Raw genomic sequence first — 14280 nt, 5'->3', positions numbered from 1 at the left:
AGCTCAGCCCCTGACGACCTTGCCGGGATTCATGATGCCGGCGGGGTCGAAGGCGCGCTTGACCCTTGCCATCAGGTCCATCTCGATCGGCGCGCGCACCGCCGCAAGCTCGTCGCGCTTCAACTGGCCGATGCCGTGCTCGGCCGAGATCGATCCGCCGTAGGCGAGCACGATGGCGTGCACGAGATCGTTGATCTCGCGCCAGCGGCCGAGGAAGGCGTCCTTGTCGGCGCCGACGGGCTGGGAGATGTTGTAGTGGATGTTGCCGTCGCCCATATGGCCGAAGGAGCAGATGCGCGCCCCGTCTATGGCCTTCAGGACCGCCGCGTCCGCCTCCGCCATGAAGGCCGGGATGGCCGAGACCGGCACGGAGACGTCGTGCTTGATCGAGCCGCCCTCCGGCTTCTGTGCCGGCGACATGCTCTCGCGCATGTGCCAGAGCGCCCGGCGCTGCTCCTCGCTTGCGGCGATCACCGCGTCCTCGACCAGCCCCGCCTCGATGCCCTCGGCCAGCAGCGCCTCCATCATGCGCGTCGCCGTCTCGGGCGCGTCGGACGTCGAGATGTCGACCAGCACGTACCAGGCGTGCCGGCCGGCGAGCGGATCGCGCACGCCCGGGATGTGCCGCGTGGTGAAATCGACGCCGAGGCGCGGCATCAGTTCGAAGCCGGTCAGCGCGGTGCCGCAGCGGCTTGAGGCGCGCTCGAAGAGGGCAAGCGCGTCCTGGACGGATTTGAGCCCGGCGAAGGCCACCTCGTGGCCGAGCGGCCGCGGAAAGAGTTTCAGCACCGCGCCGGTGATGACGCCGAGCGTGCCTTCCGCGCCGATGAAGAGGTCGCGCAGGTCGTAGCCGGTATTGTCCTTCTTCAGCCGGCGCAGGCCGTTCCAGACCTCACCGGTCGGCAGCACGACCTCGAGGCCGAGGCAGAGCTGGCGCATGTTGCCATAGGCCAGCACCGCCGTGCCGCCGGCATTGGTGGAAAGGTTGCCGCCGATCTGGCAGGAGCCTTCCGAGCCGAGCGACAGCGGGAACAACCGCTCCACCGCCTCCGCCGCGCTCTGGATCTCCGCCAGCACGCAGCCGCCGTCGGCCACGATCACATTGCCGACCGGGTCGACGTCGCGGATGCGGTTGAGCCGGGACAGCGACAGGACGACGTCCGTCGCCCCCTCACGCGGCGCCGCGCCCCCGACATGGCCGGTATTGCCGCCCTGCGGCACGATGGCGGTGCGCGTTTCGGTGGCGAGCGCCAGGATCTGCGAGACCTCCTCCACCGAGCCCGGCCGCAGCACGAGCGGCGACGTGCCGTGATAGAGCCCCCGGCTTTCGACGAGATAGGGCGCGATGTCGCGGTCCGCCGTCAGCGCGTGGGCCGCGCCGGTAATGGCGGCGAAGCGGTCGATGAGGTCGGGGGAAAGCGTCGCCGGGGTCATGGCTCTGTCCTCGTTGGCGCAGTGCCGCAAGGGGCGGAAGCGCTTGGATATAGTCGGAGCGCGTCAGCCGCGCGGCGCGGCGGCGCGCTGCAGGCGGTCGTTGATCGCCTCGCCGAGGCCGTGCGCGGGGATCGGCGAGAAGGCGATGGAGCGGGCGCCGGTCGCGTCCGCCCGTTTCATGTAGCCGAAGAGATTGGCGGCCGCCTCCGCGAGGTCGCCGCCGGGGCTGAGGTCCAGCACCAGCGCCGCGTCGGCCTCGCCGGGCAGCGCCGCGCCGCCGAAGCGGATCAGAACCTCGCCGGGCGCCACGTCGCGTGCGTCGAGCCGCACCGGCGCATCGGGCGCATAGTGCGAGGCGAGCATGCCCGGCGCCTCGATCGCCGCGCCCGCCTTCTCGCTGCGCACCACCTTCAGGCCGGTGACGCGCTCGACCTCGGCGGCATCGAGCCCGCCCGGCCTCAGCAGCCGGATCGTCCCGCCCTCGACCTTGAGGATGGTGGATTCCAGCCCGACGACCGCCGGACCTGCATCGAGCACGAGTTCCAGCTTCTCGCCGAAATCCTCCGCGACATGGCAGGCGGCGGTGGGGCTGATGCGGCCGGACGTGTTGGCGCTGGGGGCGGCGAGCGGCCGGCCGAAGGCCGACAGCAGGCGGCTGGCAAAGCCCCTCGGCACGCGGATGCCGATCGTGTCGAGCCCGGCGCGGGCGAGCGGATGGATGGTGCTTTCGGGCCGGATCGGCAACACGAGCGTGAGCGGCCCCGGCCAGAAGGCCTCGGCGAGCGCGCGCGACACGGGATCGAAGACCGCGTGTTCCTCCGCCATGGCAAGGTCCGCCATGTGGCAGATCAGCGGATTGAAGCGCGGCCGGCCCTTCATCTCGTAGATGCGGGTGATGGCGAGCGGGTTGGTGGCGTCGGCGGCAAGGCCGTAGACCGTCTCGGTGGGGATGGCGACGGGCACCCCCCGGCGAAGCGTCTCGCAGGCCCGGGCCAGCGCCGTTTCCGCATCCGTGCGCGTATCCACGATATCCGCCATGTCGTCCTTCCTTGTCCGGGCTTCCTTTACAGGGCTTTGCCGGCAAAAGCCAAGGGTCGCCGTTTGCCTAAAATGCGAGCGAACGGATTAGACCGGCCGAAAGCGGCGGCTGCTATGAGAGGTTGAAAAATCACGCAGCGGGTCCGCATTGATGGCGCACAAGAAATCCTCGACGACCGATATCGCCCTGCGCGTGGCGACGGCGATGAAGCAGATGGGCATCGACGGCCTGCCGCGCAATTACGAGCTGGTCTACGAGGCCTATGCCGGCTGCAATCCCGACCTGGTGCGCGACTTCATCGCGCTCGGCAAGTACAAGACGCAGGCCGCGCTCGACGAACTGGGGCGCAAATACCTGCCGCACCAGCACGAGGCGGGCGTGCTGCAACGCTCGGCCGGCGCCATCAGCAACGAGATGGCCAATTTCATGGACCTGCTCGGCCAGGAGCGCACCTCTCTGTCGGACTACGGCCGGCTGATCGGCGAGGCCTCGCAGGTCATCCGCGATGCCGGCAGCCTCGGGGAGGGCGCGCTCGGCTCCTCGCTGGAGGCGCTGCAGCGCGCGACGGAACTGCGCGTTACCCACACGGCGGAAATGGCCGAGAAGGTCGCCGCGCAATCGGCCGTCATGGACGGCATCCGGAAGGAGATGGCGGAATTCGAGGCGATGAAGTTCATCGACCCGCCGACGCGGCTCGCCAACCGCCGCGCCTTCAACAAGGCGCTGGCCCGGGTCTATGCCAATCCCGGCCTGCCGATGCTGTGCGGCGTCGCGATTGCCGAGGTGGATGCCGAGCGGCGCTTCTCCGCCGGGCAGATCGAGGCCCTGTCGGACCACCTCGTCACCTTCTACGGCGGCCTCATCCGCCAGGCCTTCCCGGCGGGCGAGCTTGCCGTGCGCTTCGACGGCCTGCGCTTCGGCTTCCTGTTCCACACCGCCGACGAGGGCGAGGTGACGCGGCTGATCGACCTCCTGCGCGCCGCCTTCCAGACGGTGGCGCTGCGCGATCCGCGCACCGGCCGCAATCTCGGCCACCTGACGCTTTCGGCCGGGGTCTGCATGGCGGACCGCGCCGACAGCGCGCTCGACCTTGCCTCGGCCTGCGAGCGGGCGCTGGCGGAGGCGCGGGGCGCGGGCGGCGACCAGGTCGTCGTCTATGGCCGCGGCGACGAGGTGCCGGCCGGCAAGGAATGGCTGATCTACCGGGCGTCCGGGGCCTAGAGCGCCCGGATGACCTTGCGCAGCGCCTCGTTGCGCGCGCCGAGCATCAGCACGTTCTTCATGGCGAGCTTCGGATCGTCGGTGCGGAAGAGCACGCCGTTGCCGCGCACCTTGCGGTCGATCCGCAGCCGGCCTTCCTCTTCGGCCGGCGTGATGGCGACGGCGAAATACATGCGCCCCGCCTTCTTCGATATATCGGCGAAGAACTGCTCGTCCTCGCCGATCTCGGCGAAGAAATTGGCCATGTAGAAGGCCCATTGCACATTCTCGAATTCCGCGAAGCGGGAATTGGCGACGGTGATGTGGCAATAGCCGAGATGCGGCGTGCGGGCGAGCGTGCGGTGGAAGATCAGCCTGGGAAAGCGGATCGACCGATGGAAGCCGTTGATGCGGTCATGCGTGACGTTGCCGGCGCTTTCCAGCTTGCGTCCGGTGCGCTCGGCCACCTCCTGATAGCTGAGATACCGCTTCTCCGTCGGGCTCCAGGTGGTGTTCCGGTCGATGCGGCCGGTGCGTAGGAATTCGGTATGGGCGGCCGGCTTCGGCTGGTTTGCGCGCTTGTAGGCGACCGCGTCGTAATAACGGAACTTGGTTTGCTGCACGCGCCGGCACTCCATCCTCGCGACCCGATGCGATGAAGTTTATGGAAACGGCGTTAAGCATTCCTTTCCGGGCGCCCGCCGTTTTCCGTGGGGCCCGGCCCGCACGGGGCCTCAGAAATCCTGGTAGTTCAGCGGCGTGACCTCGACCAGGCGACGGCCGAGCGCGGTGGTCGTCGTGCCGTTCGCCATGATGCCCGCGTGCACCTCGGCCGTCACGGCGAGGGGGAACGACGCCGCGCCGGCGGAGGCGAACGTGACGGCGCCGGCCGTCTGCGCCCCGGTGCCGGCTTCCGCTTCGGCCCTCACCGTCGCCTTGAAGGCGCCGCCCGCCGGAATGGAGGCCGTGAGCATCCCGTCGACCGCCTCGAAGGGTTTTTCGGGCAGGAGGTCGCCGAAGGCCCAGCTCCGGGCGAGCGCCGCCTTCGTCATCGGCGCCACGTTGACGTCGATGTCGGTCAGCGCGCCCTTCACCCGGTAGGGGCAGCGCCGCTTCGAGCAGTTGACGCCGGCGGAGAACTGCCAGAGCGCGTAATTGTCCCAGTTGCCCATCGGGAAGGTATCCTCGATGCCGGGCTTGTAGCGGGCGTACCAGAGCGGCAGGCGCGAGAGGATGCGGTACTTGTCGCGGTTGAGCGCGATGAAGCGGGCGGTCGAATGGTTGGTATAGAGCACGGGATAGCGGCCCGTGCGCGTCTTGATATGGCCGGCGAAGACCTGCGCGTCCTCCAGCGACATGTAGGCGTCGGGATCGATCCCCTCGATGTCGAGCACCATCATCTCGTCGTCCTGCGGATTGGCATAGTCGAGGAAATGGTTGGCCTGGTCGACCGGATTGCCCGGTCGGGCGAGGTGATAGGCGCCCCAGAGCAGGCCCTTCGAGCGGGCGAGCAGCCGGCGCGTCTCGTAGAGTTCGCGGCTCACCGCATATTTGCGCCACATGGTCTTGCAATGGGCCACCGTGTCGCCGCCATGCTCGCCCTTGCAGCTGAAGCTTTCCGGCAGGCCGTCGGAGGCCTTGGAGATGAAGCCGGCGATGCGCGTGTCGGAGAGCATCTCGGACCAGTCGATCTCGTTCAGCTCGTAGGCGTCGATGACGATGGCGTTTTCGGGCTTCTTCCACGGCTCCACGCTGGCCGCGCCCGCGGGGAAGGGCAGGGTCGCAAGAAGAAGAAGGGCGGCCAGGCCGGAAAGATGCTTCGGGTTCATGGACGCTCCTCGTTCTGCCGCGCCTGCGCAAGCGCGCATGGTGGGCCGAACATGGTTAACGGAAGGCTAACGCGCACAAAACCCGGCGCGGAACATTGAATCGCCCGCGATGAGACCGCATATGGAACGAAAGGGACTCTGGTGCGTTTCGCGTTCAAATTGCCATTCGAGCAACAGTCGAAAGGCACCGTTAGGGAGAAATGTCATGAGACTTGTCAACAAATGCCTGGCCGTGGCCCTGTCGGCGCTCTTCGCCGCCACGCCGGTCGTTCCGGCGGGCGCCATGCCGCTTGGCGCGGCGAAGGTGCAGGCGAATGCCGCCGTCGGCAACGACGTGCAGCTGGTTCGCGACGGCGACCGCCCGTTCTGGCTGAAGCGCAATTTCCGCTTCGACGGCAATTCGCGCGACGTGCGGCGCAACTACAACCGCATGAGCACGCGCGAGCGCAATCGCCGCATCGAGCGGACCTGGAGCGGCGACGACCGGCGCTACCGCCCTCGCGACCGGGATGTCGGCTGGCGTGACCGCGACGACCGTCGCGGCTGGTATCGCGGCCATCGCGGCTACCGCTACCAGCGCCCGGGCTACCGCTACCATGACGGTTTCTGGTTCCCGCTGGCCGCCTTCGGCGTCGGCACCATCATCGGCGGCGCGATCGCCAACGACCGGACCTATGTCGGCGGCGGCAGCGCGCATGTGAACTGGTGCGCCAACCGCTACCGGTCCTACAGGGCCTACGACAACACGTTCCAGCCCTATAACGGGCCGCGGCGCCAGTGCAACTCGCCCTATAACTGACGGGCGTGACGATGAACGTGCCGGACGGTCCCCCCGGCACCTGGAGCGGGCTGACCGGTCGACGACCGGCCGGCCCGTTTCCGTTTCGGCTGCGCAAGCCGCGTTGACGTTTACGTAAAAATCAATACTCTGTCCGCCAGCACATCGCCCCGCCGAAGCGGCGGCCTTGAGGAGGATAGAGATGTACAAGGCGCCGGTCGAGGAGATTGCGTTCACGCTGAAGCATGTGGCAGGCCTTGCGCCCGCGCTCGAAGCCGGCCGCCTCGGCGATCTCTCCGACGACCTCGTCGACGCCATCCTTTCCGAGGCCGGGCGTTTCGCCAGCGAGGAGGTGGCCCCGCTCGCCGCGATCGGCGACCGGCAGGGCGCCCGCCTCGTCGACGGCGCGGTGAAGATGCCCGACGGCTGGCCGGCGCTCTACAGGGCCTGGGCGGACGGCGGCTGGAATGCGCTGACGGCCTCGCCGGATTTCGGCGGCCAGGGTCTTCCGCACATGCTGCATGTCGCCGCGCTCGAAATGTGGAACGGCGGCTCCATGGCCTTCGCGATCGGCCCGACGCTGACGATCGGCGCCGTCGAGGCGCTGGCGGCGCACGGCTCGGATCACCTGAAATCCACCTACCTGCCGAAGATGGTGTCGGGCGAATGGATGGGCTCGATGAACCTCACGGAGCCCCATGCCGGCTCGGACCTCGGCGTGATGAAGACCCGCGCCGAACGGCGCGACGACGGCACCTACCGGCTCTTCGGCCAGAAAATCTTCATCACCTATGGCGAGCACGATTTCACCGACAACATCGTGCATCTGGTGCTCGCCCGCCTGCCGGACGCGCCGCCCGGCACGCGCGGCATCTCGCTGTTCCTCGTGCCCAAATTCCTCATCAATGCGGATGGGTCGCTCGGGCCCCGCAACGATGCCTACTGCCATTCCATCGAGCACAAGCTCGGCATCCATGGCTCCCCCACCTGCACGATGATCTACGGCGACGGGCGCTTCGGCGACGAACCGGGCGCCATCGGCTGGCTGGTCGGCGAGGAGAACCGGGGCCTTGCCTGCATGTTCACCATGATGAACAATGCGCGCCTTGCCGTCGGCATGCAGGGCGTGGCGATCGCGGAGGCTGCGACGCAGAAGGCGGTCGCCTATGCGAAGGAGCGCCGGCAGGGCAAGGCGCCCGACTGGCAGGGGGGCGATATGAGCCCGATCATCGCGCACCCCGACGTCGCCCGCATGCTCCTGACCATGAAGGTGCTGACGCAGGGCGCCCGCGCCATCGCCTATGCCTGCGCCCACGCCGTCGACATGAGCCACGGCGCGGAGGCGAAGCACTGGGCCGAGCGCGCCAGCCTGCTCACGCCCGTCGCCAAGAGTTTTGCCACCGATGCCGGCGTCGACGTCGCCTCGCTCGGCGTGCAGGTGCATGGCGGCATGGGCTTCATCGAGGAGACGGGCGCCGCCCGGCTTTACCGCGACGCCCGCATCGCGCCGATCTACGAAGGCACCAACGGCATCCAGGCCATCGACCTCGTCACGCGCAAGCTGCCGCTCTCGGACGGCGACCACCTGCGCGGCTTCATCGCGGAACTGCGGGAGATCGCCGCGACGGCGAACGCGCCGGCGCTCGGCGAGACCTGCCCCCGCCTCGAAGCCGCCATCGCGGACCTCGAAGCGGCGAGCGAATGGCTGCTCGCCACGCTGGCGGAAGGCCGGCAGGCCGAAGCGCTTTCCGGCGCCACGCCCTACCAGCGCCTCTTCGGCCTGGTGCTCACCGGCGCCTACCTCGCCAAGGGCGCGCTCGCCGACGGCGGCGACGGCCGCAACGGCGAACGCGCCGCCCTCTGCCGCTTCGCCGCGGAAAACATCCTCGGCGAGACGGCGGCGCTGCGCGACCGGGTGGTCTGCGGCGCGGGGAGCCTGGAGGCGGCGCGCGTGGTGCTGGGGTAGGGGACCTGCCCGACGAGACGACGGCGATTCAGCAAACCGGCGCCGCATGTCCCTTCGCCCCGCTTGCGGGGAGAAGGTGCCGGCAGGCGGATGAGGGGCAGATGCCCGAGGAGACGACCATGACCGACCACATCCTGATCGAGCGTCCCGAAGCGGCCGCCGGCGTCCAGGTGATCCGCCTCGACCGCCCCGACAAGAAGAACGCCATCACCCGCGCCATGTACCGGGCGATGACCGAGGTGCTCGTCGCCGGCGATGCGGACGAGGCGGTGCGCGCCACCGTCTTCCTCGGCGGCGAGGGTTGCTTTTCCGCCGGCAACGACCTCAACGATTTTCTCGCCTTCGCGCAGGGCGGCACGATGGGCCGCGAGGTGATCGATTTCCTCCATGCGCTCGCCGCCCACGGCAAGCCGCTCCTTTCGGGCGTCGACGGCCTGGCGATCGGCATCGGCACGACGATCCACCTGCATTGCGACCTCACCTATGCCTCGATCCGCACCGAGTTCCGCACGCCCTTCGTCGACCTGGCGCTGGTGCCGGAGGCGGCCTCCAGCCTTCTCGCCCCGCGCCTGATGGGGCACCAGCGCGCTTTCGCGCTGCTGGCGGCCGGCGAGGGTTTTTCCGCTACGGCCGCGCGGGAGGCGGGCCTCGTCTATGCGGTCGTCGAGCCCGCCGCGGTGGAGCGCGACACGCTCGCCGCCGCCGCGCGCCTCGCCGCCAAGCCGCCGAAAGCCCTCGCCATCGCCCGCGCCCTCATCCGGGGAAACAGGGCTGAGGTGGCGGCGCGCATCGACGAGGAGGCGGCGCATTTCGCGGCACAGTTGAAGAGCCCGGAAGCGCGCGCCGCCTTCGAGGCCTTCATGGCCAGGTGACGCTCCGCGCTTGCCGGAAGCCACCCGGAAAGGCCCCCGGTTGTGCACCATTTATGGTCTGTCAATTTTAAGAGTACCTTAAACACGCTTTCCTACTGTGCGGCATCTCCGGCTTTCGCCCGGCGGCCGCATGATGCGGCCGATCTCTGCCTTCCGGCATGCCGTTCAGCATCACGCGCCCGCCCTTTCCGGCGCGCGCCCTCGGGACACCGTTCCATGGCCAAGCGCTCCAATCTGATGACGCGCATCCTCGTCGTCGCATCCCTCGTCGTCGTCGCCGCCTTCACCGGCTTCTCCCTCTATATCGACAGCCTGCAGCGCGGCGTCTTGACGAACGCCGTCGAGGAGAGCATCGACAGTTCCGGCAAGCAGGCCGCCCAGAGCATCGCCAACTGGCTGAACGCGCGCGTCTCGCTGACCGAGATGGCCGGCAACGCCGCCGGCAAGGCGGTCGATGCCGCCGGCATCGAGGCGGTGCTGCAGAACGACGTGCTCGTCGGCCAGTTCATGACCACCTATGTCGGCGACGAGACGGGTCTGTTTACCATGTGGCCGCAGTCGCAGATGCCCGAGGGCTACGATCCGCGCCAGCGCCCGTGGTATCAGGGCGCCGTCAAGGCGAACGGCAGCGTCCTGACCGAGCCCTATATCGACGCCTCCACCAACGACCTGATCATCAGCGCCGCGACGCCCGTCAGGCATGACGGCAAGCTGCTCGGCGTCGCCGGCAGCGACTTCTCGCTGAAATCGCTGGTCGACATGGTCAATTCGGTCGATCTCGGCGGCGCCGGCTTCGCCTTCCTCGTCAGCAAGAAGGGCGAGATCCTCGTGCACCAGGACAAGGCGCTCGTCACCAAGACGCTCGCCGACGCCTTCCCGAAGGCGACGCCGGGTATCGGCGGCGGCATCACGCACACGACCTATGCCGGCAGGCCGGTGCTCGTCTCCTTCGTGCCGGTCACCGGCCTGCCGTCGGTCGAATGGTATCTCGGCTTCACCATCGACAGTGGCGTCGCCTATGCGGCGATCGGCCAGTTCCGCATCGCCGCGACGATCGCGACCATCCTCGCCGTCGTCGTCATGATGGGCTTCCTCGCCACCGTGCTTTCCCGCCTCGTCGTGCGCCCGGTCAAGGACATGACCGCCGCCATGGACAAGCTCGCCGCGGGCGACGTGCGCACGGACATTCCCGGCGAGAACCGCAGCGACGAGATCGGCCGCATGGCCGCCGCCGTCGCCGTCTTCCGCGACAACGCCATCGAGCGCACCCGTCTTGAAAACGCCGCGGAGGAGGGGCGCGTGCTCTCCGAAAGCGAGCGCCGCGAGCGCGAGGCCGTCAAGGCGCGCGAGGCCGGCGAGATCCACCATGCCGTCGAGGCGCTGGCGGACGGCCTCGGCCGGCTTGCCGAGGGCGATCTCGCCCACCGTATCGACGCGCCCTTCGCCGGCCATCTCGACCGCCTGCGCACGGACTTCAACCACTCGCTCACCAAGCTGCACACGGCGATGACGACGGTCGGCCAGAACGCCCGCGCCATCGACGCCGGCGCCACGGAAATCCGCTCGGCCGCCGACGACCTCGCCCGCCGCACGGAGCAGCAGGCCGCCTCCGTCGAGGAGACCGCCGCCGCGCTGGAGGAGATCACCACGACCGTCAAGGATTCGACCCGCCGCGCCGAGGAGGTCGGCTCGCTCGTGGCGCGCACCCGCCAGGGCGCGGAAAAGTCCGGCGAGGTGGTGCGCCGCGCCGTTACGGCCATGCAGGGCATCGAAAAATCCTCGCACGAGATCTCCAACATCATCGGCGTCATCGACGACATCGCCTTCCAGACCAACCTTCTCGCCCTCAATGCCGGCGTCGAAGCGGCCCGCGCCGGGGAGGCCGGCAAGGGATTCGCGGTCGTGGCGCAGGAAGTGCGCGAACTCGCTCAGCGCTCGGCCAATGCCGCCAAGGAGATCAAGGCGCTGATCACCACGTCGGGCGAGCAGGTCCATGCCGGCGTTTCGCTCGTCGGCGAGACGGGGGCCGCGCTGGAGGCCATCGTGCGCGAGGTGCAGGAGATCAACGGCCATGTGAACGCCATCGTCACGGCCGCCCGCGAGCAGTCGACGGGCCTGCAGGAGATCAACACTGCCGTCAACACGATGGACCAGGGCACCCAGCAGAACGCCGCCATGGTTGAGGAACAGACGGCGGCCAGCCACGGCCTTGCCAGCGAGGCCGGCGCCCTCAACGCGCTGCTCGCCCAGTTCAAGCTCGGGCAGGGGGCCGGCCACGCCGCCACACCGTCACGCCGCGCGGCATAAGAATTCCAATCGGCATGTTCCCGCGCCGGCCTCCTTCGGAGGCCGGCGTTGTCATGCGGAGCGTATTGTTCTAATGTGTCAACAAACATCCGTTGACGAGGTGCCGTCATGACGATCACCACCCTATCGAGCCGGGAATTCCAGCAGAACGCCAACAGGGCGCAGAAAGCCGCGCAGGACGGTCCCGTCTTCATTACCAACCGGGGGCGGACGGCCCATGTCCTTCTGAGCTATGAGGAATACCGCCAGATCACCGGCGGTCGCCGAAGCCTTGTCGAGGCGCTTTCCATGCCCGGTCTCGGCGAGACGGAACTGGATATTCCCCGTAGCGGGGCGCGGCCGCGTCCGGCCGACCTGTCCTGATGTTCCTGCTCGACACGAATGTCCTCTCCGAATCGCGCAAGATCGGCGCCGGAAAGGCGAACGCCAATGTCGTCGCCTGGCTCTCCGCGCAGGATGCGGCGAGCTGTTTCGTCTCCGCCATCACGCTGATGGAACTGGATCTCGCGATCCTGCTGATGGAGCGGCGTGATCCGGTGCAGGGCGCGCGTCTGCGCGCCTGGATGGAGAACCATGTGCTCCCCGAGTTCTCCGATCGCACCGTGCCCGTGGACAGGAGCGTCGCGCTTGCCTGCGCGCGCCTGCATGTGCCCGATCCGCGGCCGGAGCGGGATGCCTTCATTGCGGCGAGCGCGCTCGTCCATGGCATGCGGCTCGTCACGCGCAACGTTCCGGATTTCGCGCCGATGGGGGTCGCGCTGATCAATCCCTGGGATCCGATCTGGGCGCCTACTTCTCCAGCACCGCCACCGCCTCCACATGGGCCGACCAGAGGAACTGGTCGATGGGCGTGACGAGGCGGATGCGGTAGCCGGCGGCAGTGAGGATGGCAAGGTCGCGGGCAAGGCTCACGGGGTTGCACGAGACGGCGACGATGGTCTTGACGCCGGAGCGGGCGAGTTCCTTGCACTGGTCCTCCGCGCCGGCGCGCGGCGGGTCGAAGACCACGGCGTCGAAGACCTTCAGTTCCGAGGCCATCAGCGGGCGGCGGAAGAGGTCGCGCCGTTCCACCGTCACCGGCTTCAGCCCCTGCGTGTTGCGCGCGGCCTGGTCGAGCGCCTTCAGCGCCTTCTCCTCGCCCTCCACCGCGTGCACCTTGGCCTGCCGCGCGATGCGCAGCGCGAAGGTGCCGGAGCCGGCGAAGAGGTCGGCGACGCGCCTGGCCTTGCCGAGCGCCGCCAGCACCAGCTCGGCCATGGCGTCCTCGGCGGGCTTCGTCGCCTGGGTGAAGCTGCCAGCGGGCGGCAGGACGCGCACGCCGGAAAAGTCGATCACCGGCTTCTGCGGCTCGATGAGGATCTCCCCGTCGCTGGAGACGCGGGCGATGCCGCGCAGCGACAGGATGCACTGGGTGACGGCGCGCCGCTCTTTGTCCCCCACCTTCTTCACGCCCTCGAAGGCGAGGTCGAGGCCGGAAAGGGTTTCGAGCACGGTGACGCGGAACGGCTCGGCCGAGGTGGCGATGGCGGCGGCCACGCGGCGGATCGCCTCCAGCATCGAGACGATGCCGTCGCTGGCGATCGGACAGTGGTCGATGGAGACGATGTGGTGGCTGCCGGCCTGGTTGAAGCCGAGCAGCAGGCCCTTTTCCGTCCGGCGCGCAGTGAAGACGACGCGGCGGCGTTCGCCCGGCCGGGCGATGACGAGCGGGGCGACCTCGGGCGCAAGACCCTTGGCCTTCAGCGCGTTGACGACGAGGCTCCGCTTGAAGCCGTGGTAGAGCGCATCGGCGGCGTGCTGCAGCGTGCAGCCGCCGCAGGTGCCGTTCCTGCCGTCCGGGCCGAAATGCACGCAGGGCGGCACCACCCGCTCGGGCGAGGCGACCGACATGGACATGACCGTGCCGTGGTTCTTGACCCGCGCGACGGCGACCGTCTCGCCGGGTAGCGTGAAGGGCACGTAGACAGGGCCGCCGGCCGCCTCAGCGATGCCGTCGCCGCCGCTGCCGAGCCGTGCGATGGTGAGGGTTTCCGTCGTCATGGCTTTCGGCCTCCCAGAAGAAATTCGTGATTGCCGTCGCCGCCGGTGATCGGCGAGGGGACGAGGCCGAGGCTTTGCCAGCCCATCTCCTCGACAAGCCAGCGTTCCAGCTCCGCCGCGACCGCGGGTGCGCTCTCGGGGTCCTTCAGCAGCCCCGCCTTGCTGATCGCCTCGCGCCCCGCCTCGAATTGCGGCTTGACGAGCAGGACGCAGAAGGCGCCGGGCTCGGCGAGCGACAGGGCCGGCGGCAGCGCCAGCTTCAGCGAGATGAAGGAGACGTCGGAGACGACGGCGCCGATGGCGCGCCCGTCGAGATGACCGGCATCCAGCACGCGGGCGTTCAGGCCCTCATGGCTGGTGACGCGCGCATCCGCCATGAGCCGCGGGTGAAGCTGGTCATGGCCCACATCGACCGCGACGACATGGCTGGCGCCGCGCTCCAGCAGGATTTCCGTGAAGCCGCCGGTGGAGGCGCCGATGTCGAGACAGTCGAGGCCCGCGGGATCGAGCCCGAACGCATCCAGCGCGGCCTTGAGCTTCAGCGCCGCGCGCGAGACATAGGCTTGCGCGGGATCGTCGATCTCGATGACGGCGGAGGGCGGGAAGCTCGAACTCGGCTTGGTGACGACGCGGCCGTTGACGCGCACGGTGCCGCGCGCGATGGCATCGCGCGCCCGCGAGCGGCTGGCGACGAGGCCGGCGTTCAGGAGAAGCTGGTCGAGGCGGAGGGTTTCACTGGTCTGGGACATGCGCCTCTCATGACGCTTCGGCGGCAAAGAGGCAAGCCCCGGCTGTGTGAAGCAGGCGATAGAGAG

The 14280-nt window shown here is 68.9% G+C and carries 13 protein-coding genes; 7 read left to right on the top strand and 6 right to left on the bottom strand.

The features are described 5' to 3' along the window. Positions 1-3: 3 nt before the first annotated feature. Entirely contained in the window at positions 4-1434 is a 1431-nt protein-coding gene (locus tag AB3G45_RS21225) for an FAD-binding oxidoreductase (RefSeq protein ID WP_367832431.1), read from the bottom strand. A gap of 63 nt (positions 1435-1497) precedes the next feature. Continuing rightward, positions 1498-2472, bottom strand: a complete 975-nt coding sequence (locus AB3G45_RS21220; protein ID WP_367832430.1) for an L-threonylcarbamoyladenylate synthase — start codon at positions 2470-2472, stop codon at positions 1498-1500. 151 nt (positions 2473-2623) lie between these two features. Here AB3G45_RS21220 and AB3G45_RS21215 point away from each other — a divergent pair, with 151 nt between their 5' ends. Next, entirely contained in the window at positions 2624-3694 is a 1071-nt protein-coding gene (locus AB3G45_RS21215; protein ID WP_367832429.1) for a diguanylate cyclase, read from the top strand. Here AB3G45_RS21215 and AB3G45_RS21210 read toward each other — a convergent pair. Together AB3G45_RS21210 and AB3G45_RS21205 are read right to left on the bottom strand one after the other, a co-directional pair. Further along, entirely contained in the window at positions 3691-4296 is a 606-nt protein-coding gene (locus AB3G45_RS21210) for a DUF6656 family protein (RefSeq protein WP_367832428.1), read from the bottom strand. The two genes, AB3G45_RS21215 and AB3G45_RS21210, sit on opposite strands and share 4 nt — an antisense overlap. Positions 4297-4407: 111 nt before the next feature. Then, a complete protein-coding gene (locus tag AB3G45_RS21205; protein ID WP_367832427.1) occupies positions 4408-5502 on the bottom strand; it encodes a glycoside hydrolase family 25 protein in 1095 nt (364 codons plus the stop codon). Positions 5503-5911: 409 nt separating this feature from the next. Between AB3G45_RS21205 and AB3G45_RS21200 the strand changes: the two genes are divergently transcribed. The 6 genes from AB3G45_RS21200 to AB3G45_RS21175 all read left to right on the top strand — a co-directional run bounded on the left by AB3G45_RS21200 (position 5912) and on the right by AB3G45_RS21175 (position 12279). After that, complete coding sequence (locus tag AB3G45_RS21200) at positions 5912-6301, top strand: BA14K family protein (protein ID WP_367833640.1); 390 nt, start codon at positions 5912-5914, stop codon at positions 6299-6301. Between the two features lie 181 nt (positions 6302-6482). Then, a complete protein-coding gene (locus AB3G45_RS21195) occupies positions 6483-8246 on the top strand; it encodes an acyl-CoA dehydrogenase (RefSeq protein ID WP_367832426.1) in 1764 nt (587 codons plus the stop codon). Positions 8247-8365: 119 nt separating this feature from the next. Next, the gene (locus tag AB3G45_RS21190) at positions 8366-9118 is read left to right on the top strand and encodes a crotonase/enoyl-CoA hydratase family protein (RefSeq protein WP_367832425.1); all 753 of its coding nucleotides are present in this window, start codon (positions 8366-8368) and stop codon (positions 9116-9118) included. A gap of 216 nt (positions 9119-9334) precedes the next feature. Further along, entirely contained in the window at positions 9335-11425 is a 2091-nt protein-coding gene (locus AB3G45_RS21185; protein ID WP_367832424.1) for a methyl-accepting chemotaxis protein, read from the top strand. Between the two features lie 108 nt (positions 11426-11533). Continuing rightward, on the top strand, positions 11534-11788 hold the full coding sequence (locus AB3G45_RS21180) for a type II toxin-antitoxin system Phd/YefM family antitoxin (protein WP_367832423.1): 255 nt from the start codon (positions 11534-11536) through the stop codon (positions 11786-11788). Further along, entirely contained in the window at positions 11788-12279 is a 492-nt protein-coding gene (locus AB3G45_RS21175) for a type II toxin-antitoxin system VapC family toxin (RefSeq protein ID WP_367832422.1), read from the top strand. Before AB3G45_RS21180 ends, AB3G45_RS21175 begins: the two co-directional genes overlap by 1 nt. On the opposite strand, the gene AB3G45_RS21170 is transcribed toward AB3G45_RS21175, so the two are convergent. Together AB3G45_RS21170 and AB3G45_RS21165 are read right to left on the bottom strand one after the other, a co-directional pair. Further along, positions 12215-13465, bottom strand: a complete 1251-nt coding sequence (locus tag AB3G45_RS21170; protein ID WP_367832421.1) for a class I SAM-dependent RNA methyltransferase — start codon at positions 13463-13465, stop codon at positions 12215-12217. The genes AB3G45_RS21175 and AB3G45_RS21170 overlap by 65 nt on opposite strands. Continuing rightward, on the bottom strand, positions 13462-14214 hold the full coding sequence (locus AB3G45_RS21165) for a TlyA family RNA methyltransferase (RefSeq protein WP_367832420.1): 753 nt from the start codon (positions 14212-14214) through the stop codon (positions 13462-13464). Before AB3G45_RS21165 ends, AB3G45_RS21170 begins: the two co-directional genes overlap by 4 nt. Positions 14215-14280 lie beyond the last annotated feature (66 nt).

Source organism: Shinella sp. S4-D37 (assembly GCF_040812195.1).
Lineage (GTDB): Bacteria > Pseudomonadota > Alphaproteobacteria > Rhizobiales > Rhizobiaceae > Shinella.
Note: the sequence above shows the minus strand (reverse complement) of the source record. Positions and strands in the feature narration are given on the sequence as shown.

Excerpts from the sequence above, each read along its gene's own strand:
- AB3G45_RS21225 (WP_367832431.1), bottom strand. The coding sequence starts at position 1,434 with ATGACCCCGGCGACGCTTTCCCCCGACCTCATCGACCGCTTCGCCGCC.
- AB3G45_RS21220 (WP_367832430.1), bottom strand. The coding sequence starts at position 2,472 with ATGGCGGATATCGTGGATACGCGCACGGATGCGGAAACGGCGCTGGCC.
- AB3G45_RS21215 (WP_367832429.1), top strand. The coding sequence starts at position 2,624 with ATGGCGCACAAGAAATCCTCGACGACCGATATCGCCCTGCGCGTGGCG.
- AB3G45_RS21205 (WP_367832427.1), bottom strand. The coding sequence starts at position 5,502 with ATGAACCCGAAGCATCTTTCCGGCCTGGCCGCCCTTCTTCTTCTTGCG.
- AB3G45_RS21195 (WP_367832426.1), top strand. The coding sequence starts at position 6,483 with ATGTACAAGGCGCCGGTCGAGGAGATTGCGTTCACGCTGAAGCATGTG.
- AB3G45_RS21190 (WP_367832425.1), top strand. The coding sequence starts at position 8,366 with ATGACCGACCACATCCTGATCGAGCGTCCCGAAGCGGCCGCCGGCGTC.
- AB3G45_RS21185 (WP_367832424.1), top strand. The coding sequence starts at position 9,335 with ATGGCCAAGCGCTCCAATCTGATGACGCGCATCCTCGTCGTCGCATCC.
- AB3G45_RS21180 (WP_367832423.1), top strand. The coding sequence starts at position 11,534 with ATGACGATCACCACCCTATCGAGCCGGGAATTCCAGCAGAACGCCAAC.
- AB3G45_RS21175 (WP_367832422.1), top strand. The coding sequence starts at position 11,788 with ATGTTCCTGCTCGACACGAATGTCCTCTCCGAATCGCGCAAGATCGGC.
- AB3G45_RS21170 (WP_367832421.1), bottom strand. The coding sequence starts at position 13,465 with ATGACGACGGAAACCCTCACCATCGCACGGCTCGGCAGCGGCGGCGAC.
- AB3G45_RS21165 (WP_367832420.1), bottom strand. The coding sequence starts at position 14,214 with ATGTCCCAGACCAGTGAAACCCTCCGCCTCGACCAGCTTCTCCTGAAC.